This window comes from Scandinavium manionii (assembly GCF_024764775.1).
Lineage (GTDB): Bacteria > Pseudomonadota > Gammaproteobacteria > Enterobacterales > Enterobacteriaceae > Scandinavium > Scandinavium manionii.
Genome location: NZ_JALIGC010000031.1, coordinates 80291 through 101602, shown reverse-complemented (window position 1 = coordinate 101602; position 21312 = coordinate 80291). Strand labels below are relative to the sequence as shown.

The 21312-nt window shown below is 54.3% G+C and carries 19 protein-coding genes; 13 read left to right on the top strand and 6 right to left on the bottom strand.

The annotated features are described in order from the left end of the window. The first annotated feature begins 108 nt into the window (after positions 1 to 108). On the top strand, positions 109 to 1371 hold the full coding sequence (gene lysA / locus MUU51_RS02930; protein WP_159773804.1) for a diaminopimelate decarboxylase: 1263 nt from the start codon (positions 109 to 111) through the stop codon (positions 1369 to 1371). Here the strand turns inward: lysA and MUU51_RS02925 are convergent. Further along, positions 1341 to 2375 carry a LacI family DNA-binding transcriptional regulator gene (locus tag MUU51_RS02925; RefSeq protein ID WP_258967066.1) on the bottom strand — a complete coding sequence of 345 codons (1035 nt, stop codon included), beginning with the start codon at positions 2373 to 2375 and terminating at the stop codon, positions 1341 to 1343. The two genes, lysA and MUU51_RS02925, sit on opposite strands and share 31 nt — an antisense overlap. Positions 2376 to 2675: 300 nt before the next feature. Between MUU51_RS02925 and MUU51_RS02920 the strand changes: the two genes are divergently transcribed. The 4 genes from MUU51_RS02920 (at position 2676) to MUU51_RS02905 (ending at position 6767) form a co-directional block, all read left to right on the top strand. Then, positions 2676 to 4007, top strand: coding sequence for a PTS sugar transporter subunit IIC (locus tag MUU51_RS02920; protein ID WP_258967065.1), 1332 nt, complete (start codon positions 2676 to 2678; stop codon positions 4005 to 4007). 7 nt (positions 4008 to 4014) lie between these two features. Further along, positions 4015 to 5442 (top strand): glycoside hydrolase family 1 protein, encoded by a 1428-nt coding sequence (locus MUU51_RS02915; RefSeq protein ID WP_258967064.1) that lies wholly within the window; start codon positions 4015 to 4017, stop codon positions 5440 to 5442. Positions 5443 to 5544: 102 nt separating this feature from the next. Then, positions 5545 to 6318, top strand: coding sequence for a GntR family transcriptional regulator (locus tag MUU51_RS02910; RefSeq protein WP_159774047.1), 774 nt, complete (start codon positions 5545 to 5547; stop codon positions 6316 to 6318). Then, positions 6315 to 6767, top strand: a complete 453-nt coding sequence (locus MUU51_RS02905; protein WP_159758394.1) for a GNAT family N-acetyltransferase — start codon at positions 6315 to 6317, stop codon at positions 6765 to 6767. Before MUU51_RS02910 ends, MUU51_RS02905 begins: the two co-directional genes overlap by 4 nt. Here the strand turns inward: MUU51_RS02905 and galR are convergent. Then, the gene (gene galR / locus MUU51_RS02900) at positions 6755 to 7771 is read right to left on the bottom strand and encodes an HTH-type transcriptional regulator GalR (protein WP_159773796.1); all 1017 of its coding nucleotides are present in this window, start codon (positions 7769 to 7771) and stop codon (positions 6755 to 6757) included. The genes MUU51_RS02905 and galR overlap by 13 nt on opposite strands. Before the next feature lie 622 nt (positions 7772 to 8393). Between galR and aas the strand changes: the two genes are divergently transcribed. Next, the gene (gene aas, locus MUU51_RS02895; RefSeq protein ID WP_258967063.1) at positions 8394 to 10553 is read left to right on the top strand and encodes a bifunctional acyl-ACP--phospholipid O-acyltransferase/long-chain-fatty-acid--ACP ligase; all 2160 of its coding nucleotides are present in this window, start codon (positions 8394 to 8396) and stop codon (positions 10551 to 10553) included. Beyond that, positions 10546 to 11739, top strand: a complete 1194-nt coding sequence (gene lplT / locus MUU51_RS02890; protein ID WP_258967062.1) for a lysophospholipid transporter LplT — start codon at positions 10546 to 10548, stop codon at positions 11737 to 11739. The genes aas and lplT overlap by 8 nt, the downstream gene beginning before the upstream one ends. Positions 11740 to 11791: 52 nt before the next feature. Here the strand turns inward: lplT and MUU51_RS02885 are convergent, their stop codons facing one another. The 4 genes from MUU51_RS02885 to mutH form a co-directional block, all read right to left on the bottom strand. Further along, positions 11792 to 12832: an NADP(H)-dependent aldo-keto reductase gene (locus tag MUU51_RS02885; RefSeq protein WP_159773790.1), complete on the bottom strand. Its 1041-nt coding sequence runs from the start codon at positions 12830 to 12832 to the stop codon at positions 11792 to 11794. Positions 12833 to 12972: 140 nt separating this feature from the next. Next, entirely contained in the window at positions 12973 to 13191 is a 219-nt protein-coding gene (locus MUU51_RS02880; protein ID WP_110511502.1) for a YgdI/YgdR family lipoprotein, read from the bottom strand. A gap of 127 nt (positions 13192 to 13318) precedes the next feature. Continuing rightward, positions 13319 to 14029, bottom strand: coding sequence for a TerC family protein (locus tag MUU51_RS02875; RefSeq protein ID WP_159773788.1), 711 nt, complete (start codon positions 14027 to 14029; stop codon positions 13319 to 13321). 68 nt (positions 14030 to 14097) lie between these two features. Further along, positions 14098 to 14784 (bottom strand): DNA mismatch repair endonuclease MutH, encoded by a 687-nt coding sequence (gene mutH, locus MUU51_RS02870; protein ID WP_258967061.1) that lies wholly within the window; start codon positions 14782 to 14784, stop codon positions 14098 to 14100. Positions 14785 to 15468: 684 nt separating this feature from the next. Here mutH and rppH point away from each other — a divergent pair. The 6 genes from rppH to MUU51_RS02840 all read left to right on the top strand — a co-directional run bounded on the left by rppH (position 15469) and on the right by MUU51_RS02840 (position 21300). Beyond that, positions 15469 to 16002 (top strand): RNA pyrophosphohydrolase, encoded by a 534-nt coding sequence (gene rppH, locus MUU51_RS02865; RefSeq protein ID WP_258967060.1) that lies wholly within the window; start codon positions 15469 to 15471, stop codon positions 16000 to 16002. A 12-nt stretch (positions 16003 to 16014) separates the two neighbouring features. Beyond that, on the top strand, positions 16015 to 18261 hold the full coding sequence (gene ptsP, locus MUU51_RS02860; RefSeq protein WP_159773784.1) for a phosphoenolpyruvate--protein phosphotransferase: 2247 nt from the start codon (positions 16015 to 16017) through the stop codon (positions 18259 to 18261). 180 nt (positions 18262 to 18441) lie between these two features. Next, entirely contained in the window at positions 18442 to 19317 is an 876-nt protein-coding gene (gene lgt / locus MUU51_RS02855) for a prolipoprotein diacylglyceryl transferase (protein ID WP_159773782.1), read from the top strand. A gap of 6 nt (positions 19318 to 19323) precedes the next feature. Then, positions 19324 to 20118: a thymidylate synthase gene (gene thyA, locus MUU51_RS02850; protein ID WP_159773780.1), complete on the top strand. Its 795-nt coding sequence runs from the start codon at positions 19324 to 19326 to the stop codon at positions 20116 to 20118. A 163-nt stretch (positions 20119 to 20281) separates the two neighbouring features. Continuing rightward, complete coding sequence (locus tag MUU51_RS02845; RefSeq protein ID WP_159773778.1) at positions 20282 to 20752, top strand: prepilin peptidase-dependent protein; 471 nt, start codon at positions 20282 to 20284, stop codon at positions 20750 to 20752. Then, positions 20743 to 21300 (top strand): prepilin peptidase-dependent protein, encoded by a 558-nt coding sequence (locus tag MUU51_RS02840; RefSeq protein WP_258967059.1) that lies wholly within the window; start codon positions 20743 to 20745, stop codon positions 21298 to 21300. Before MUU51_RS02845 ends, MUU51_RS02840 begins: the two co-directional genes overlap by 10 nt. Positions 21301 to 21312: the final 12 nt, after the last annotated feature.

Sequence of the window (21312 nt, the reverse complement as noted above, 5' to 3'; positions counted from 1 at the left end):
GTTACTTGGGTCTATATCAATTTTGCATGAAGTCTGGATAAAACGATATTTTTTATTCGACAAGCGCTGTGGCGTAATCGGTTAAAAGCAAATACACCGGAGTTCACCATGCCACGCCCACTGAATACGACTGAAACTGACCTCAATGCCGAGAACCTGCTGCGCCTGCCTGCCGAGTTTGGCTGTCCGGTGTGGGTTTATGATGCGGAGATTATCCGCCAGCAAATTGCGCAGTTGAGCCAGTTCGACGTGGTGCGCTTTGCGCAGAAAGCCTGCTCCAATATCCACATCCTGCGCCTGATGCGTGAGCAGGGCGTGAAGGTGGATTCCGTTTCATTGGGTGAAATCGAACGAGCGCTGGCGGCGGGATACGATCCTGAATCACACCCGGACGATATCGTGTTCACTGCCGATATGATTGACAACGCGACGCTCGCCCGCGTAGCTGAGCTGAAAATTCCGGTGAACGCCGGTTCGGTGGATATGCTGGCGCAGCTCGGGGACGTTTCGCCGGGGCATCGCGTATGGCTGCGTGTGAACCCGGGCTTTGGCCACGGTCACAGCCAGAAAACGAACACCGGCGGCGAAAACAGCAAGCACGGCATCTGGTACAGCGACCTGCCGGATGCGCTGGAAGTCATTCAGCGTTATCAACTGACGTTGGTGGGCATTCACATGCACATCGGCTCCGGGGTGGACTATGGTCATCTTGAGCAAGTGTGCGGCGCGATGGTGCGTCAGGTTGTTGAGTTTGGGCAGGATCTGGAAGCCATCTCAGCTGGCGGCGGCCTGTCGATCCCTTATCGTTACGACGATGAGACCATCGATACCCAGCACTATTTCGGTCTGTGGAATGCTGCCCGCGAGCAAATCGCTAAACATCTTGGTCACCCGGTGAAACTGGAAATCGAGCCGGGGCGTTTCCTGGTGGCGGAATCCGGCGTGCTGGTGGCGCAGGTGCGTAGCGTGAAAAACATGGGCAGTCGTCATTTTGTGCTGATTGACGCAGGCTTTAACGATTTGATGCGTCCATCGATGTATGGCAGCTATCACCATATTTCCGCTCTGGCGGCGGACGGTCGCGATTTGTCGCAGGCTGAGAAGGTTGAAACGGTGGTGGCAGGCCCGCTGTGTGAATCCGGCGACGTATTTACCCAGCAGGAGGGCGGGAAAGTGGAAACGCGTGAACTGCCGCAGGTGGTACCGGGAGATTATCTGGTGCTGCATGACACCGGGGCGTACGGCGCGTCGATGTCTTCCAACTACAACAGCCGCCCGCTGTTGCCGGAAGTGCTGTACGACAACGGCAGCGCGCGGCTTATCCGTCGTCGTCAGTCCATTCAGGAACTGCTGGCGCTGGAACTGTTCTGATAAAACGGGCCAGTTGTGACCGAGTCGCGCAGCACCAGTTTTCCGGTGAACGGCGGCAGGGTTTCGATAGGCAAATTGTTGGCGAGTTTAATTGCCTGATCGATAGCGGTGGTTATCATGTTGTCGATAGGCAAATAGACCGTTGAAAGCCCCGGCTCAAGCCATTTTGCGCTGGGGGCATCATCAAATCCGAACAGAGAAATATCCTGCGGAATTCGTAAGCCCGCCTGATGCAGCGCCTTCGATGCCCCTAACGCCATATCATCGTTACAGGCAAACAGCGCGCTGAACGTCGCGTTTTCCTCCAGCAACTGCAGGCACAGCTCGTAGCCGCGCGTCATCCCCGAATCTCCGTATTTCACTTTGTCAGGATCCCAGGCAATGCCGTGCTTTTCCAGCGCGCTGCGGTAGCCTTGCAAGCGTGCTTTACCGGTTGGCGTATGAATTGGCACGGTAATACAGGCGATATCGCGATGGCCCTGAGAAATCAGGTATTCCACTGCCTGAAATGCGGCCTCCTGCTGCTCGAAGAACACGCAGCGATCGCGGGCCTGGCTCAGGTCGCGGTTGATAACCACCACCGGCATGTCGATGGAGTTAATCAGCTTCATGATTGCCTTTTCGCTCATAAAGCGGGTGTAGAGCACAATGGCGTCACACTGGCGGTCGGCGAGCATTTGCACCGCCTGTTCTTCACGTTCTGGCGTGTCGTGGCCATCGGTGACGATAAGCTGTTTACCGTGAGTTTCCGTCTGACGCGAGGCCTGTTGCAGCAAACGTCCGAAGTAAAAACCATCAAACGTCGAGACCACCAGGCCGATGCTGTTACTGGTGCGATTCGCCAACGAGCGCGCCAAAAAATTAGGGCGATACCCCAGTTCTTCCATGGCTTTATACACCTGCTTACGGGTGCTTTCTTTTACCTGACCTGTGCCGTTCAGTACGCGGGAAACGGTCGCTTTTGACACGCCAGCGCGTAGTGAGACATCCAGCATTGTTGCCATTGTTGATTCCTGATACGCCATGATGGTTGCAGTTTATCACAGACATTCAGGGGCATATCGTCTGCGTTCGTTACAAATAACCATCGCGATCACGCTTTTGACAGCGTTTCGCTGAAATATCCCTGCCAAAAACTGCGTGGTATGCCAATGCTGTGAATTGGTATTTATTTGGAATGCCACATCGCTCTGTGAGACCTCAGTCACAGAACTTTGTCCAACACCTCGCTATTTTTGGTATGCCAAATGGACCAAGGCTGTAAACCCATTTTGATAAAAGCCCACATTTGAGGTATCACCTTTATGGCATTTCAGGAAAAGCTCATCGATTCTCTGGGAAGTTTCGCCACAAAATTCAATAGCTACCGCTATATCATGGCGATTAAATCTTCCTTTATAACCCTCATGCCGGTGATCATCGTCGGCGCCTTTTCAGTACTGATTTCCAATATGGTGCTGGACCCGAAAAACGGTCTCGCCAGCTTCCAGTCCCTGTCATTCCTGGCGGCACTCAAGCCGATAACGGGGGCTATAAACTACGCCACGCTTAATTTTCTCAACATCGGCGCGGTGTTTTTAATCGGCATCGAACTGGGCCGTATCAACGGTATCAAAACGTTGTTCCCCGGCCTGCTGGCGGTGATTTGCTTTATTTGTGTGACGCCGACCACCGTAGAAATGATGGTCGACGGGCAAATGCATCAAGTGAAAGACGTTCTGCTGCGTCAGTTCTCTGACACCCGCAGCCTGTTCCTCGGCATGTTCATCGCGATTCTGTCGGTAGAAATCTACTGCTGGCTGGAAAAACGCCCGGGCCTGAAGATCAAAATGCCGGATACCGTGCCGCCGAACGTTTCGGCGTCGTTTTCAGCGCTGATCCCGGCGATCATCACCACCACCGTGATTGCCACCTTTGGTTTCGTTTTCCATCAACTGACCGGTATGTATCTTTATGATGCGGTGTATCAGGTGGTGCAGCAGCCGCTGGAACGCGTGATGCAAAGCCTGCCAGGTATTCTGCTGCTGATGTTTGTCGCCCAGCTGTTTTGGGTGATCGGCATTCACGGCAATCAGATGATTAAGCCTATCCGCGAGCCGCTTTTGTTAGGGGCGATCACCGTCAACATGAGTGCGTTCGAGCAGGGCAAAGAGGTGCCAAACATCATCACCATGCCGTTCTGGGATGTGTACATGAGCATCGGCGGGTCCGGCCTGACCATTGGCCTGCTAATTGCGGTGATGATTGCCAGCAAACGCAAAGAGATGAAGGAAATCGCCAAGCTGTCGATGGGCCCCGGCCTGTTCAACATTAACGAACCGGTAATTTTCGGCATGCCGATTATGCTCAACCCGATCCTGGCGATCCCGTTCATTATCACTCCGCTGGTGACCGGCTCCATTGGCTATTTCGCTACCGCCGCGGGGTTCGCCGGCAAAGCCGTCGTGATGGTGCCATGGACCACGCCGCCGTTGATCAACGCCTGGCTGTCCACCGCCGGTTCCATGGGCGCGGTCATTACCCAGCTGATTTGTATTGTCACCTCGATCATTATTTATCTGCCGTTCGTGAAAATCGCCTCCCGCCGTGCCGAACAGGCGCAGTTACAGGCGCAACAGGCCACCGAGAACGCATGAGGACGCCATGAGCCAGAAAACAGTTACTATCCCACAGGATTTCATTCTCGGCGCTGCGGCTTCCGCATGGCAAACGGAAGGCTGGAGCGGCAAAAAAGAGGGCCAGGATTCCTGGCCAGACCTTTGGTACAAAAACGACAGGCATGTCTGGCACGACGGCTACGGCCCGGCGGTCGCCACCGATTTCATCAACCGTTTTCGTGAAGATGTGGCGCTGATGAAACAGGCTGGGCTGACCCACTATCGCACCTCGATTAACTGGTCGCGCTTCCTCATCGATTATGAAAATGTCACCGTTGATGAAGAGTATGCCTCTTATTACGATGCGCTGTTTGAGGAGCTGAACGCCAACGGCATCACGCCGATGATTTGCCTCGAGCACTATGAGCTGCCGGGCTATTTGCTGGAAACGTATGGCGGATGGGCGTCGAAAAAAGTGGTCGACCTTTTTGTGGGCTACGTCGAAAAAGTCTTCGAACGCTATCATCATAAAGTGACGCGCTGGTTTACCTTCAACGAACCGATTGTGGTGCAAACGCGGGTCTATCTCGACGCGCTGCGTTGGCCGTACGAGCAAAATACCGGCACCTGGATGCAGTGGAATCACCACAAAGTGTTGGCGACGGCGCGGGTGGTGAAACTGTTCCGTGAGAAAGGCTATCGCGGCAGCGTAGGCTGTATCCTGAATCCGGAAGTGACGTACCCGCGTTCGCGAGCGATGCACGATGTGCGTGCCGCTGAGCGCTATGACTTGTTCTACAACCGGGTGTTTCTTGACCCGATGGTGAAAGGCGAGTATCCGCCTGAACTGCTCACGCTGCTGGAGCAGCACCATGTGGCGTGGGATCACACTGAGGAAGAGCTGGAGATTATCCGCGCTAACACCGTCGACGAGCTGGGGATCAACCTCTATTACCCACATCGTGTCAAAGCACCGTCGCGCGCGTGGCATCCGGAAACCCCATTCCATCCGGCGTATTACTATGAGCCGTTTGAACTGCCGGGGCGGCGGATGAACAAATCGCGCGGCTGGGAAATCTACCCGCAAATCGTGTACGACATGGCGATGCGTATCAAAGATGAGTACCGCAATATTCCGTGGTTCGTGGCGGAAAGCGGGATGGGTATTGAAAACGAAGGCCAGTTCCGCAACAGCGATGGCGTGATTGAAGACGACTACCGCATCAATTTCATTAGCGAACACCTCTGGCAGACGCTGCGGGCAAAACAGGACGGTGCCAACTGTCACGGCTACATGCTGTGGGCGTTTACCGACAACGTTTCACCAATGAATGCCTTCAAAAATCGCTATGGGCTGATTGAAATTGACCTCGCCAACAACCGGGCGCGGCGTGCGAAAAAATCAGCGAGCTGGTTCCGCAAGCTGCGTGATTCCCGATCGCTCACGCTAAATATCGACGATGAACTGAAATAGCGGCGCTCCTGCAGTTGCATGAATTTTGCTACTATAGCCGCCGGTCAGACCGTCAGGAGCGGCGGTCTGTGCATCCACCCGCAAGCAGACACAGGTGATATTGTGGAAAAGGCCGCTGTTCCGCCGGAAAAAAAACCTTACCAGGAAATTGGTGAAGACTTACGTGCCCAGATTATGCAGGGCCTGTACCCGGTGGGTTCCCGGCTGCCGCCCGAGCGTAACATTGCGGAAAAGTATGGCGTCAGCCGGACTATCGTGCGTGAAGCGCTGCTGATGCTGGAGTTGCAGGGAACCGTTGATATTCGCCAGGGGTCGGGCGTGTACGTAATGCGTATTCCGCAGGAAAACGACAGCGAAGAAGAGCAGATGCTGAACAGCGACGTCGGGCCGTTTGAGATTTTGCAGGCGCGTCAGCTACTTGAAAGCAACATTGCGGCTTTCGCCGCGAAAATGGCCACCCGGGCTGACATCGACAATCTCAAGCGGATTATCGAGCAGGAACAGCGCGCGATTGCGGCTAACGACACCACCCAGGACAACAGTAAAATGTTCCACCTGGTGCTGGCTGGCGCGACGCAAAACCAGATGCTGCTGACCACCGTTGAGAAAATCTGGCTGCAAATGGACAGCAGCCCGCTGTGGCAACAGTTCAACGTGCATATTGCCAGCCGCGCCTACCGCCTGAAATGGCTCGGCGACAGGCAAACCATTCTGGCGGCGCTGCGCCGTCGCGACGTAATGGGTGCCTGGCAGGCAACGTGGCAGCACCTCGAGAATGTGAAAAACAGCCTGTTGGAACTCTCTGACGAGGATGCGCCCGATTTCGACGGCTATCTGTTTGAATCTGTACCCATTTTTCAGGGGAAATTGATGTGAAAGTCCAGCCGCTGCATGACGTACCGCAGCACAGCCGCCAGGTCATCGACTGGCTCTGGCAGGCGTTTGGTGGCGTGGCAATGCCGCGCGAGTTTTTCGCCAGTATCATTGAGCACAGTCAGACGCCCGATGCGCTGCCGCTCACCTTTGTGCTGACCGACGGCGACACGCTGTTGGCGACGGTGGGTTTATGGCGCTGCGACCTGATCAGCCGTCAGGATCTTTTCCCATGGATGGCGGCGCTGTACGTCGATGAATCGGTGCGAGGGCAGGGCATTGCGGGCAGGTTGCAGTCGCATGTGATTGATTACGCGCGTGGCAAAGGCTATTCGCAGCTGCATCTCTATTCGGCGTGTCGTGATTTCTACGAGCGTTTTGGCTGGCAGTACATCGGTGATGGCATTGAGTATCCGGCCACCACCGTGCATCTGTATCGCTACGAGCTTTGAGTTTCCACTGGTGAAATCACTGAATGACGGCGCACCAGCGTCGGGCTGAACAGGTGGGTGATTTCCGGCAGGGGGCGTTTATCAGCCAGCGCCAGCGCCAGTTCTGCGGCCTGAGTCGCCATGGTGACGATCGGATAGCGTACGGTGGTCAGGCGCGGCCGCACATAGCGTGAAATCAGCACGTCATCGAATCCAATCAGCGAAATTTCCCCCGGAACATCAATGCCGTTGTCATTCAGCACGCCCATCGCTCCCGCGGCCATCGAGTCGTTATAGCAGGCGACAGCAGTAAAGTTTTTGCCGCGGCCCAGTAGTTCGGTCATCGCTTGTTCGCCGCCGCTTTCATCCGGCTCGCCGAACGTCACCAGCCGCTCATTGCACGGTAAACCGCTCTCTTTCAGCGCATCGTAATAGCCCTGCAAACGGTCTTCGGCGTCGGAAATAGCGTGGTTAGAACAGAGATAGCCAATTCGCGTATGACCTTGTTGGATCAAATGACGGGTGGCGAGCCAGGCGCCGTAACGATCGTCGAGCGCCACGCAGCGCTTTTCGAAACCGGGCACGATCCGGTTGATCAATACCATGCCAGGGATCTGTTTCATCAGTCCAATCAGTTCTTCATCGGGCAGTACTTTGGCATGTACAACCAGCGCCGCGCAGCGATGGCGAATCAATTGCTCTATGGCCTGGCGCTCTTTTTTCTCGTTATGGTAGCCATTGCCAATTAACAGGAAGTTACCGGTGTGATACGCCACCTGTTCAACGGCTTTTACCATCGCACCAAAGAAGGGATCGGACACATCGCCTACCACCAGACCGACGGTTTCCGTCGACTGCTGCGCCAGCGCGCGTGCGTTGGCGTTTGGATGATAGCTGAGCGTTTCCATGGCGGAAAATACTGCCTGACGCGAGGCATCGCTGGCTTTGGGAGAGTTATTGATAACCCGGGAAACGGTGGCAACAGAAACACCTGCCATCCGGGCCACATCCTTTATTGTCGCCATAACATGCCTTTTAAGAGGGAAAACGGTTACACCTGTTCAGTGTTACGGAAAATCCAGTGTTGTTCAAGGTTAAGCGCGGGCCGTCTGCTGCAAATGTGATGCGAAAGGGCGTATGGCGTGAAAAGTTACACAGCACGTCACTGGCAATTGAAAATGGAAAAGATGAATCCAAACCTTTAGTTACACTTTGCGATTAGCTGTTGCGATTGATCGCTGGAGGATTCATCAATCTGATTGATACTCTGATTATCCCAGAGGTATTGATAGGTGAAGTCGACCCTTAGGGGAAGGCCACTTGATTACACCAACCTGCGCAGATGCGCAGGTTTTTTTTGCCCTAAATTTCATATCTGTAACAGTAACCGATGTTCGTAACACATCGTTGCACTTCGGCTCATTCCTTTGCGTTTTCCCGGTGGCGAGCTTTGCGCGCAAAAGCCACAATCAAAGTCCCAGAGGTATTGATTGGTGAGAATTTTTTAGTACGATTTTCGTACTTCTCTACTTGCACCGACCTGCGCAGATGCGCAGGTTTTTTTTACCCAAAATTCAGCCCCCTCCTGCTTTCCTGTCGCATCTCATGTACCCTGCAAAAAGTGATTTTTTGCAAAATGGAGTTGATATGCTGTTGGGCTTTTTTCGATTTCTTTTCAGAGTGATGTTTCGGGTTAAAGTCACAGGAAATGCGGCTGCTTTGCGTCAGCCGAAGGTGCTTATCACGCCGAACCATGTCTCTTTTATTGACGGCATTTTACTGGCGCTGTTTTTACCCGTGCGTCCGGTATTTGCGGTCTATACCTCTATCAGCCAGAAGTGGTTTATGCGCTGGCTGGCACCGCTGATTGATTTTGTGCCGTTGGACCCGACCAAACCGATGTCTATCAAGCATCTGGTGCGTCTGGTTGAGCAAGGGCGCCCGGTGGTGATTTTCCCGGAAGGGCGCATTTCCATCACCGGCTCGTTGATGAAAATCTACGATGGCGCGGGCTTTGTGGCGGCAAAGTCGCAGGCGGTAGTGGTCCCGATTCGTATTGAAGGTGCGGAACTGACGTTTGCCAGCCGACTGAAAGGTCTGGTGAAACGCCGCTTCTTCCCGCAAATCCATCTGCATATTTTGCCCCCGACGTCACTGCCGATGCCGGAAGCGCCGCGTGCGCGCGATCGTCGTAAAATCGCCGGGGAAATGCTGCATCAAATCATGATGGAAGCCCGCATGGCGGTGCGTCCGCGTGAAACGCTCTATGAAGCGCTGCTGACTGCCCAGCATCGCTATGGCGACAGAAAACCGTGCATAGAAGACATCAATTTCCAGCCGGATAACTACCGCAAGCTGCTGACCAAAACGCTGTTCGTGGCGCGTATTCTGGAAAAATACAGCGCCAAGGGCGAGAAAATTGGGCTGATGTTACCGAATGCCGGGATCAGCGCGGCGGTGATTTTCGGGGCCATTGCCCGCGGGCGTATCCCGGCAATGATGAACTACACCGCTGGCATCAAAGGGCTTTCCAGCGCGATTACCGCGGCAGAAATCAAAACCATATTTACCTCCCGACAGTTCCTCGATAAAGGGAAACTGTGGCATCTGCCGGAGCAACTGACCCAGGTGCGCTGGGTGTTTCTGGAAGATTTAAAAGGCGACGTGACGCTGACTGACAAGCTGTGGATCTTCGGCCATCTGCTGGCCCCGCATCTTGCGCAGGTAAAACAGCAACCGGAAGACGCGGCGATGGTGCTCTTTACTTCGGGTTCAGAAGGTCATCCGAAGGGCGTGGTGCACAGCCATAAAAGCATTCTGGCCAACGTCGAGCAGATTAAAACTATCGCCGACTTCACCGCCCGCGACCGCTTTATGTCGGCGCTACCACTGTTCCACTCTTTCGGCCTGACCGTGGGGCTGTTTACGCCACTGCTGACAGGGGCGGAGGTGTTCTTGTATCCAAGCCCGCTGCATTATCGCATTGTGCCGGAGCTGGTCTACGATCGTAACTGTACGGTGCTATTCGGAACGTCCACGTTCCTTGGCCACTACGCGCGTTTTGCCAATCCGTATGATTTCCATAAAGTGCGTTACGTGGTCGCCGGTGCCGAAAAGCTCCAGGACAGCACGAAGCAAATCTGGCAGGACAAATTTGGCCTGCGCATTCTGGAAGGCTACGGCGTAACCGAGTGCGCACCGGTGGTGTCGATCAACGTGCCAATGGCGGCAAAACCGGGCACGGTTGGCCGCATTCTACCGGGCATGGATGCGCGACTGCTGGCGGTGCCGGGCATTGAAGAAGGCGGGCGTTTGCAGTTGAAAGGTCCGAACATCATGAACGGCTATCTGCGAGTGGAAAACCCCGGTGTACTGGAACAGCCGACGGCGGAAAATCATCTTGGCGAGCTGGAAAATGGCTGGTACGACACCGGCGATATCGTGCTGTTTGACGAGCAGGGCTACGTGAAAATTCAGGGTCGTGCCAAACGCTTCGCGAAAATCGCCGGAGAAATGGTATCGCTGGAAATGGTCGAGCAGCTCGCGCTGTCGGTATCGCCAGACAAGCTTCACGCCACGGTGATAAAGCAGGATGCGAGCAAAGGTGAAGCGCTGGTGCTGTTTACTACCGACACAGAACTGACGCGTGACAAACTGCAGCAGCAGGCACGGGCCAGCGGAATACCGGAACTTGCGGTGCCGCGTGATATCCGCTGTCTTAAACAGTTACCGCTTCTCGGCAGCGGCAAACCCGATTTTGTCGCCCTTAAAGAGCAGGTTGATCAGGTGGAAAAACCGAATGAGTGAGTCAGTGCACACTAACACTTCACTACGCTCGAAAGGGATGATGGCGGTGCTCTGCGCCCAGTTTCTGTCTGCCTTTGGCGATAATGCGCTGCTATTCGCCACCCTGGCGCTGATGAAGGAGCAATTCTACCCGGACTGGAGCCAGCCGGTTCTGCAAATGGTGTTTGTGGGCGCTTACATTCTTTTCGCGCCATTTGTCGGGCAGTTTGCCGACAGCTTCCCGAAAGGCCGGGTGATGATGGTCGCCAACGGTATGAAATTGATCGGCGCGGCGTCTATCTGCGTGGGTGTAAACCCGTTTATCGGGTACACGCTGGTGGGCGTGGGCGCGGCAGCCTATTCACCAGCGAAATATGGCATTCTTGGCGAGCTAACCACCGGTGACAAACTGGTTAAAGCTAACGGGATGATGGAATCTTCGACTATCGCCGCGATTTTGCTGGGCTCAGTCGCGGGTGGCGTGCTGGCCGACTGGCACGTGCTGGCGGCGCTGGGCGTATGTGCGCTGGTTTACGCTGGAGCGGTTGTCGCCAACCTGTTCATCACTCGTTTACCTGCGGCGAGAAGCGGGCAGTCCTGGCGTTTCAATGCCATGACCCGCAGTTTCTTCTCGGCCTGTAAAACGCTGTGGCACAGCCCTGAAACCCGTTTTTCGCTAGTGGGCACCAGCTTGTTCTGGGGCGCGGGCGTCACGCTGCGTTTCCTGTTGGTGCTGTGGGTGCCGGCTGCGCTGGGGATAACCGACAACGCGACGCCGACGTACCTGAATGCGATGGTTGCCGTCGGGATTGTGGTCGGTGCGGGGGCTGCGGCGAAACTGGTGACGCTGGAAACCGTGGCGCGCTGTATGCCTGCGGGCATTTTGATTGGTATTGCGGTGGTGATTTTTGCGCTACAGCACGCGCTGCTACCGGCGTACGTTCTGCTGTTGCTGCTGGGGATCTGCGGTGGCTTCTTCGTGGTGCCGCTGAATGCGTTGCTGCAGGAGCGCGGGAAACACACGGTGGGCGCGGGGAATGCGATAGCGGTGCAAAACCTCGGCGAAAACAGCGCGATGCTGATTATGCTCGGCCTTTACTCGCTGGCGGTGATGGTGGGGATTCCGGTGGTAGGCGTTGGGATTGGTTTCGGTACGCTGTTCGCGGTCGCGATTATCGTGCTGTGGGCCTGGAAAGGTAAGGTGTAGCTTCTCTCTCTAACCCTCTCCCGATGGGAGAGGGTATCAGGCCACACAATGTTTACGGTGCCGGGTAGGTATAGACCTTATGCACCGCGTCAATTTCTGCCAGAACCTCTTCGCTCAACTCAAGGTGCAGACTTTCCACGTTGGTTTTCAGCTGCTCCATGGTGGTCGCACCCAGCAGGGTGCTGGCGACGAACGGCTGACGACGCACGAAGGCTAACGCCATCTGAGCCGGATCGAGGTTATGACGTTTCGCGATATCCACATACGCCGCTACCGCTTTCTGCGACTGCTCGCTGCTGTAACGCGTAAAGCGGCTGAACAGCGTGTTGCGCGCTCCGGCCGGTTTCGCACCGTTCAGGTATTTTCCTGTCAGCGTACCGAAAGCCAGGCAGGAATACGCCAGCAACTCCACCCCTTCATACTGGCTCACTTCTGCCAGAGCCACTTCATAGCTGCGGTTCAGCAGGCTATATGGGTTCTGAATCGTGACGATACGCGGCAAGTCGTGTTTATCGGCAAGGTGCAGATAGCGCATCACGCCAAACGCGGTTTCGTTAGAGACGCCGATATAGCGGATTTTTCCCGCACGCTGGAATTCGGTCAGCGCTTCGAGAGTTTCCAGCAGGGTGATAACGGGCTGTGACTCCGTCCACTCGTAGCCAAGCTTACCGAAGCAGTTGGTCGCACGCTGAGGCCAGTGCACCTGATACAGGTCGAGATAGTCGGTTTGCAGACGAGTCAGGCTGTTATGCAGCGCATCGCGAATATTTTTGCGATCGAGCGCCTGGTTCGGGCGAATACCGCTGTCGTTATTGCGCGTTGGGCCGCTGACTTTTGAAGCCAGCACTATTTTTTCACGGTTGCCGTGCTTCGCCAGCCAGTTGCCGACGTAGGTTTCGGTCAGACCCTGCGTTTCCGGGCGCGGTGGTACGGGATACATCTCTGCTACGTCAATCAGGTTAATGCCCTGAGCAACGGCGTAATCGAGCTGTGTATGGGCGTCGGCTTCGCTGTTCTGTTCACCAAACGTCATAGTGCCCAACCCAAGAGTACTGATTTCCAGTGAGCTGTGGGGGATACGGTGATAGTGCATAGCCGTTTTCCTTTTTTTAAATCAACAACGTCAGGAAGGGCGCAACAGGCGTCCTGACAAAGGAACATAAACATGGCAGATGCGAGGAAAAAGCGGAAGTAAAAAATCAAAAAAGGCCAGACGAGCTGACCTGTATTCTTTTAGCGCTTAATGATTTGAGAAACATCGTCACGGTTGATCTGCATGCTGTTACCTTGCTGATCTTCGTAACTGATAAGGCCGGTGTCGTCATCCACTTCTGGTTTTCCATCCGTCAGAATCATTCGGCCATCTTTCGTTGCCATCACGTAGTCACTGCTGCAACCGGAAACGGCAAATGCCAGTCCCACTGCAGAAATCAAAACTGCCCATTTTTTCATCATTATTACCCCTTATATGACCGCAACTCATACCATTCTAGATATAACCCGGTAAGGAGTAAGTAAAAAGCAGTAAAATCTTAAAAAGATTGCGGGACAACCCTCATTTTGAAGGCTGTCCTTGAATTTAAAGCGGATTTTTTTTATTTCGCAGCAAATTGAGGCTCTCCACGGCAATGGAGAAAAACATCGCGAAATAGATATACCCCTTCGGTACATGAATAGAAAAACTTTCCAGCATTAATGTAAAGCCGACCAGGATAAGGAATGCCAGCGCCAGCATCTTGACCGACGGATGCCTGTCGACAAATTCGCCAATCGGACGTGCAGCAAACATCATCACGCCCACGGCAATCACCACTGCAGCCATCATAATGAACAGATGATCGGACAGACCCACCGCTGTAATAACCGAATCAAGGCTGAAGATAATGTCGAGCAGCATGATTTGAACGATAGCACCGAAGAATGAGTGGACGTTGGTTTTCAGCCCTTCTTCTTCGCCTTCAATCGATCCGTGGATCTCTTTGCTCGCTTTCCAGATAAGGAACAGGCCGCCAGCCAGTAGAATCAGATCGCGGGCTGAGAACGAGTGGTCGAAAAGCGTAAACAGCGGATTGGTCAGCCTGACGACCCAGGCGATTGACGCCAGCAGCGCCAGTCGCATTATCATCGCCGCAAACAGACCGATTCGGCGCGCGTGATTGCGCTGAGCCGTCGGCAGTTTAGCCACTACCAGAGAGAGAAAAATAATATTATCGATGCCCAGAACGATCTCAAGGATCGTCAGCGTCCCAAGCGCCATCCACGCGTTAGGATCGGTTACCCATGCAAACATTGTAAATCCTGCCAAAAACGAAAAGCGCAATTATAAGCCACGGACGGCCTCACCCCAAACGAATCATGTCAGAGCAGAAAATGCTGGGCCAGAAGGGCGGCGGTGAAATGCTTCTTCAGATAAAAACCACGTGGGAGAGTAAGAATAGGTTCGCCGTGTGTGCCGACTGCTTCCGTCAAGGCTTTACTGTTGGCTGCTTTCGGACGTAGCTGCAGCACTTCTCCGTGGCGAGCGGTAATGCGTTCCACCTGACCGAGCACAATCAAATCCATTAGCTCTTCCCAATCCATGCGCAGCTGATGCTCCTCTTCTACGCTCGGGCTCCACAGCAATGGCGCACCGACGTGGCGTTCAGCCAGCGGGATAGTGCGTTCGCCTTCGACTGGGATCCACATCACGCGCTTGAGTTTATGCCGGACATGGCTAGTTTCCCAGGTGACACCGCTGTTGCCGGTCAGCGGGGCGACGCAGACAAACGTGGTTTCCAGCGGACGGCCGTTGCGGTCGACGGGGATCGTTTTCAGCTCGACGCCCAGCGCGGCGAAATCCTGCTCGGGTTTACTCCCTGCGCTGGCACCCAGCCAAATTTCAAGCAGCACACCAATCCAGCCTTTATCCCGCTTTAAATCGGGCGGAATGGGCAGGTTTGCCATCGCCGCCAATTCACCCAGCGTATAACCCGCCAGCTGCTGCGCCTGAGCTAAAAGCTCGGCTTCAGACTGAGGGGATTGACGCAGGGGAGACAGCAGGGACATAACGGCACGCCTTTGGTTGAAAAGTGAGCGGGGTTTATCCCCATTGTGGAAAGAGTTTACCCGTTTCTGAATAACTACGCCAATATGATGATTTAATAGCGTTTTTTAATTGAAAAAAGCCAACATTTTTTGCGCTGCAAAATGTTTTCCCATTCTGGTCACTGACAATGAACAGGATCTTACACCCTGTTATCCACAGAAAAGTGGGATAACTGGGGAAAACCCTCACTACTGTTTCCATTTACAGGCTTGACGTGCGATGAAAATCCAATTTTCACACAAAAAGTGTTTAAGTTAGTGGCACAATCTGTGGATAAAAACGACGTTGTTCGATCTTTCATCAGTGCAAGGATTACCTATGTGATGATCGTCACGTTATGGCATATTTAATGAAAAGGAACTATTCTAAATAGATGAATAACATCATTTTATTTTAATGATAAAAAATGGTGTTTTTAAGACGAATCAAGGTTTTCCCATGGTAACTCGCGACTTCTTCACAACTCTATCCACAGAAAAAGTGAATAAAATGGTCCCGGGACGGTCCTATCTGTTTATAACTTTGATGATAGCTGTGAGTTATTCAATTGTTATCCGGTGTTATCGCCGCAAGAGAGTGGTTTACCGTTTCCAGCGAGTGTGAAACAATCATTCACATTGAAAATTGTTTTTAGAGGTAGTCCGGTGATTGATGACGATGGCTACCGCCCAAATGTTGGAATTGTAATCTGCAACCGCCTGGGCCAGGTAATGTGGGCCAGGCGTTACGGTCAACACTCCTGGCAATTCCCTCAAGGAGGGATAAACCCAGGCGAGTCCGCTGAGCAGGCGATGTATCGGGAATTGTTCGAAGAAGTGGGGTTAAGCCGTAAAGATGTGCGGATCCTGGCTTCTACCCGGAACTGGTTGCGTTACAAGTTACCGAAACGTTTGGTGCGTTGGGACACAAAGCCGGTTTGTATCGGCCAGAAACAAAAGTGGTTTCTCCTGCAGTTGATAGGCAACGATGATGATATCAACATGCAAACCAGCAGTACCCCGGAATTCGATGGTTGGCGCTGGGTAAGTTACTGGTACCCGGTGCGTCAGGTGGTGTCGTTTAAACGTGATGTCTACCGTCGGGTGATGAAGGAGTTTGCAGGCGTTGTGCTGGCGCTGACGGAAAGTACCCCCAAACCGCAGAACACCGCCCCTGCTTATCGACGTAAAAGAGGTTAAGCCACGCACATTATGCTCACCCGGTTGCGAGAAATAGTCGAGAAAGTGGCCAGTGCGCCCCGTGTGAACGAGGCGCTCGATATTCTGGTAACGGATATCTGTCAGGCAATGGAAACCGAAGTGTGTTCGGTTTATCTCGCTGACCATGACAGGCGCTGCTATTACCTGATGGCCACTCGCGGGCTGAAAAAGCCACGCGGCCGAACGATTACACTCGCCTTTGATGAAGGTGTCGTTGGCCTGGTGGGACGCCTCGCGGAGCCCATTAACCTCGCGGATGCGCAAAAGCATCCGAGCTTCAAATATATTCCTTCCGTAAAGGAAGAAAAGTACCGCGCATTTCTTGGCGTGCCGATCATCCAGCGTCGCCAACTGCTTGGCGTGCTGGTGGTTCAGCAGCGCGAACTGCGTCAGTTCGACGAAAGTGAAGAATCCTTCCTCGTCACGCTTGCCACTCAAATGGCGGCGATCCTCTCTCAGTCTCAGCTTACGGCGCTGTTTGGTCAGTACCGTCAAACGCGCATTCGCGCACTGGCGGCTGCATCCGGGGTGGCGATTGCTCAGGGCTGGATGGATTCTACACTGCCGTTGATGGAGCAGGTGTACGAAGCCTCAACGCTGGACACTGCGCTTGAGCGCGAACGTCTGACCGGTGCGTTGGAAGAGGCGGCTGGAGAATTTCGTCGTTACAGCAAGCGTTTTGCGGCCGGAGCCCAGAAAGAAACCGCGGCTATCTTTGATCTCTATTCACACCTGTTATCAGACGCGCGACTGCGCAAAGAGCTGTTCGCTGAAGTGGACAAAGGCTCGGTAGCAGAATGGGCGGTCAAAACCATCATCGAAAAATTTGCTGCGCAGTTCGCGGCCCTGAGTGATGGTTATCTTAAAGAGCGTGCGGGCGATCTCCGGGCGCTGGGTCAACGTCTGCTTTTCCATCTCGATGACTCTGTGCAGGGCCCAAACGCCTGGCCGGAGCGCTTCGTGCTGGTGGCTGATGAGCTTTCGGCGACCACGCTTGCCGAAGTGCCGCAGGACAGACTGACGGGCGTCGTGGTGCGCGACGGCGCAGCGAACTCTCATGCCGCCATTATGGTGCGCGCGTTGGGTATCCCGACGGTGATGGGCGCCGATATTCAGCCTTCGGTGCTGCATGGCCGAATGCTGGTGGTCGATGGCTATCGCGGTGAATTGCTGGTCGATCCCGAGCCGGTACTCCTGCAGGAATACCAACGGCTGGTGACCGAAGAAAATGAACTCAGCCGAATCGCGGAAGATGACGTTGATCGTCCGGCGCAGCTGAAAAGCGGCGAACGCGTGAAAGTAATGCTGAATGCCGGTTTAAGCCCAGAGCACGAAGAAAAGCTTGGTAGCCGCATCGATGGCATCGGGCTCTATCGCACTGAAATCCCGTTCATGCTGCAAAGCGGTTTCCCGTCAGAAGAAGAGCAGGTGGCCCAGTATCAGGGCATGTTGCAAATGTTCAACGACAAACCGGTGACACTGCGAACGCTGGACGTCGGGGCCGACAAACAACTGCCGTACATGCCCATCAGCGAAGAAAACCCATGTCTCGGTTGGCGCGGGATCCGCATCACGCTCGATCAGCCGGAGATCTTCCTGGTTCAGGTTCGCGCGATGCTGCGTGCCAATGCCGCGACGGGTAATCTCAGCATTTTGCTGCCGATGGTCACCAGTATTGATGAGGTCGATGAGGCAAAACGCCTGATTGAACGTGCTGGACGCGAAGTGGAAGAGATGATCGGCTACGAGATCCCGAAACCGCGGATCGGCGTGATGCTGGAAGTGCCATCAATGGTATTCATGTTGCCGCATCTGACTCGCCGCGTTGATTTCATCTCCGTGGGAACCAACGATCTGACGCAATATTTACTGGCGGTCGACAGGAACAATACCCGTGTAGCCAGCATGTACGATAGCCTGCACCCGGCGCTGCTTCGCGCACTGTCGATGATTGCTCAGGACGCCGAGCGCCTCGACATCGACTTGCGCGTATGCGGCGAAATGGCGGGTGACCCGATGTGCGTGACTATCCTGATTGGCCTGGGTTTCCGCCATCTGTCGATGAACGGACGCTCGGTGGCTCGCGTGAAATACTTGCTGCGTCACATCGAGCTGGAAGATGCGAAAAACCTGGCACAGCGCAGCCTGGATGCGCAACTTGCGACTGAAGTGCGCCATCAAGTGGCGGCATTCATGGAACGCCGGGGCCTTGGCGGCTTGATTCGCGGCGGCAGATAAACGTCAGTTCCCGGCGGCGCCTCTGCCTGCTGGCCCCGTGTTTATACATATCTTTTACATCTTTCAGCGCCTCCCAGCCGACTGCCTTGTGCTATCATTCGCACCTTTGGGGCAGTCTTCAGGCTGCACGTCTCTACCGCTGACCACTTTCGGCGGAATAACAAGCACTTGTGGTGACAGATGAATAGTGGTTATCTGCATTTCCCGGAATTTGATCCGGTGATTTTTTCCATTGGACCGGTTGCGCTTCACTGGTACGGACTGATGTATCTCGTCGGCTTTATCTTCGCAATGTGGTTGGCGTCTCGCAGGGCGAACCGACCGGGCAGCGGCTGGACGAAGAACGAAGTTGAAAACCTGCTGTACGCCGGATTCCTCGGGGTATTCCTCGGCGGGCGTATCGGCTATGTCCTGTTCTACAACATGCCGGTGTTCCTCAGCGATCCACTGTATCTGTTCCGTGTCTGGGATGGCGGCATGTCGTTCCATGGCGGCCTGATTGGCGTTATCGTCGTCATGATTGTCTTTGCCAGGCGCACGAAACGCACCTTCTTCCAGGTTGCTGACTTTATTGCACCATTGATCCCGTTTGGTCTCGGCGCTGGTCGTCTGGGCAACTTCATCAACGGTGAATTGTGGGGCCGCGTTGACCCTTCCTTCCATTACACCATGCTGTTCCCGGGCTCCCGTGCGGAAGACCTGGCGTTACTGCCGTCGCATCCTGAATGGCAGTCTCTGTTCGATCAGTACGGCGTGCTGCCGCGTCATGCATCGCAGCTTTACGAACTGGCGCTGGAAGGCGTGGTGCTGTTTATCATCCTCAACCTGTTTATCCGCAAGCCACGCCCGACGGGCTCTGTTTCAGGCCTGTTCCTGATTGGCTACGGTCTGTTCCGCATCATCGTCGAATTCTTCCGCCAGCCGGATGCGCAGTTCACCGGTGAGTGGGTGCAGTACATCAGCATGGGGCAGATCCTCTCCATTCCGATGGTTCTGGCAGGTATCATTATGATGGTTTGGGCGTATCGTCATCGCCCACAGCAACAAGTCTCCTGAGGAAGCATGAAACAGTATCTTGAACTGATGCAGAAGGTGCTCGACGAGGGCACCCCAAAAAATGACCGTACCGGTACCGGCACGCTATCAATTTTCGGCCACCAGATGCGCTTCAACTTGCAGGATGGTTTCCCGCTGGTGACGACCAAGCGCTGTCATTTACGCTCCATCATCCATGAGCTGTTGTGGTTCCTGAAAGGTGACACTAACGTTGCGTATCTGCATGAAAACAATGTCTCCATCTGGGATGAATGGGCAGACGATCAGGGAAACCTGGGCCCGGTATATGGTAAGCAATGGCGCGCATGGCCAACGCCAGATGGCCGCCATATTGACCAAATCACCACGGTCATCGAACAGCTGAAAAATGACCCCGACTCGCGTCGAATCATTGTGTCAGCCTGGAACGTCGGCGAGCTGGACAAAATGGCGCTGGCTCCGTGCCACGCGTTCTTCCAGTTCTACGTGGCAGACGGCAAGCTGTCATGCCAGTTGTATCAGCGTTCTTGCGATGTGTTCCTCGGCTTGCCGTTTAACATCGCAAGCTACGCGCTGTTGGTGCATATGGTGGCCCAGCAATGTGACCTCGAAGTCGGTGACTTCGTCTGGACCGGGGGCGACACGCACCTGTACAGCAATCACATGGACCAGACGCATCTGCAACTGAGCCGTGAGCCTCGCGCGCTGCCGAAGCTGGTTATCAAACGTAAGCCGGCGTCTATCTTCGATTATCAGTTCGATGATTTCGAGATTGAAGGCTACGACCCGCACCCCGGTATTAAAGCGCCTGTGGCGATTTAAATCACCTGAAATCAACCGGCCCACGTGGCCGGTTTTCATTTTCTGAAGCACTCTTCCTGTTTTTCTGTAACCCGCTGCAACCCGATAAATTTCCCCTGAACCATGCCCGTAAAACGCGGAATTCCCGTTCGCGTTGATTAACCTTCCACTGCATATTGCGGCCATGAAACGAGAACAGGGTTACACCCTTATTGAAATGCTGGTTGCGCTCTCGCTGATGATTATTCTCAGCGGTGGAGGGCTGTACGGCTGGCAGCGTTGGCAGCAGCAGCAGCGTCTATGGCAAACCGCAGGCCAGGTCAGAGATTATCTGGTCATGCTGCGTAACGATGCGAGCTGGCATCGTCGCGATCGCCTGCCTCGCTTACAGCGCGCGGAGGAAGGCTGGTGCCTGAATGCCCTGAGTGAAGAGGGGGCTGGCTGCGCAGCGCAAAGCGTTTATGTATTACGCCCACGTTGGCCGGAAGTGACACTTAGCGAGATGACGCCTGGTCTGGGTTTCTACGGTTTGCGAAGCACCGCCTGGCCCGGGCATATCACCCTCAAAAGCAGTGCAGGAAGTTGGAGTTTGATTGTCTCTGGCTGGGGACGCGTACGTTTATGTCAGGGAGGAAGCGACAAATCATGTCAGTAAATCAGCAGGGTTTTTCGTTAGTTGAAGTCCTGATAGCCATGGCGATTGGTAGCATCCTGCTGCTTGCGACGGCGCGTTTCTTACCTGCACTGCAAATGGCTACTCTACGACAGACCCAGCAACAGGTGCTTGAAGAGGAAATCTGGCAGCGCCTGTTTACCGTATCCCGGCATCTACAACGGGCCGGTTTTTGCCGGGGAGCCTGTAGTGGTGAAGCTGTGCTTATTGAAAATCAGTGCCTGCGGGTTCGTTGGGACAGCAATCTCAACGGTGTCTGGGAGGATGCCCCCGCAGCAAATTCTGACGTAACAGGTTTCAGGCTGAATAATGGCGCTCTGGAAACGCTGCGCGGCGCGACAGATTGCAACGCTAAAGGGTGGGACAAAATGACCGATCCCGATTTCCTTGTCATCGATGAGTTTAAGGTTCAGCGACATAACATTAGCGGGTTTTCGCCTGAGTTTGACGTGACTCTTTCCGCACATCTGAAGAGCCGTCCTACAGTTCAGGTGAGTGCCAGCCATAGCGTAACGGGGCACAATCTATGAACCGGGAAAAAG

Coding starts and splice junctions, on each gene's coding strand:
- lysA (WP_159773804.1), top strand. CDS start 109: ATGCCACGCCCACTGAATACGACTGAAACTGACCTCAATGCCGAGAAC.
- MUU51_RS02925 (WP_258967066.1), bottom strand. CDS start 2,375: ATGGCAACAATGCTGGATGTCTCACTACGCGCTGGCGTGTCAAAAGCG.
- MUU51_RS02920 (WP_258967065.1), top strand. CDS start 2,676: ATGGCATTTCAGGAAAAGCTCATCGATTCTCTGGGAAGTTTCGCCACA.
- MUU51_RS02915 (WP_258967064.1), top strand. CDS start 4,015: ATGAGCCAGAAAACAGTTACTATCCCACAGGATTTCATTCTCGGCGCT.
- galR (WP_159773796.1), bottom strand. CDS start 7,771: ATGGCGACAATAAAGGATGTGGCCCGGATGGCAGGTGTTTCTGTTGCC.
- aas (WP_258967063.1), top strand. CDS start 8,394: ATGCTGTTGGGCTTTTTTCGATTTCTTTTCAGAGTGATGTTTCGGGTT.
- lplT (WP_258967062.1), top strand. CDS start 10,546: ATGAGTGAGTCAGTGCACACTAACACTTCACTACGCTCGAAAGGGATG.
- MUU51_RS02885 (WP_159773790.1), bottom strand. CDS start 12,832: ATGCACTATCACCGTATCCCCCACAGCTCACTGGAAATCAGTACTCTT.
- MUU51_RS02880 (WP_110511502.1), bottom strand. CDS start 13,191: ATGAAAAAATGGGCAGTTTTGATTTCTGCAGTGGGACTGGCATTTGCC.
- MUU51_RS02875 (WP_159773788.1), bottom strand. CDS start 14,029: ATGTTTGCATGGGTAACCGATCCTAACGCGTGGATGGCGCTTGGGACG.
- mutH (WP_258967061.1), bottom strand. CDS start 14,784: ATGTCCCTGCTGTCTCCCCTGCGTCAATCCCCTCAGTCTGAAGCCGAG.
- ptsP (WP_159773784.1), top strand. CDS start 16,015: ATGCTCACCCGGTTGCGAGAAATAGTCGAGAAAGTGGCCAGTGCGCCC.
- lgt (WP_159773782.1), top strand. CDS start 18,442: ATGAATAGTGGTTATCTGCATTTCCCGGAATTTGATCCGGTGATTTTT.
- thyA (WP_159773780.1), top strand. CDS start 19,324: ATGAAACAGTATCTTGAACTGATGCAGAAGGTGCTCGACGAGGGCACC.
- MUU51_RS02845 (WP_159773778.1), top strand. CDS start 20,282: ATGAAACGAGAACAGGGTTACACCCTTATTGAAATGCTGGTTGCGCTC.
- MUU51_RS02840 (WP_258967059.1), top strand. CDS start 20,743: ATGTCAGTAAATCAGCAGGGTTTTTCGTTAGTTGAAGTCCTGATAGCC.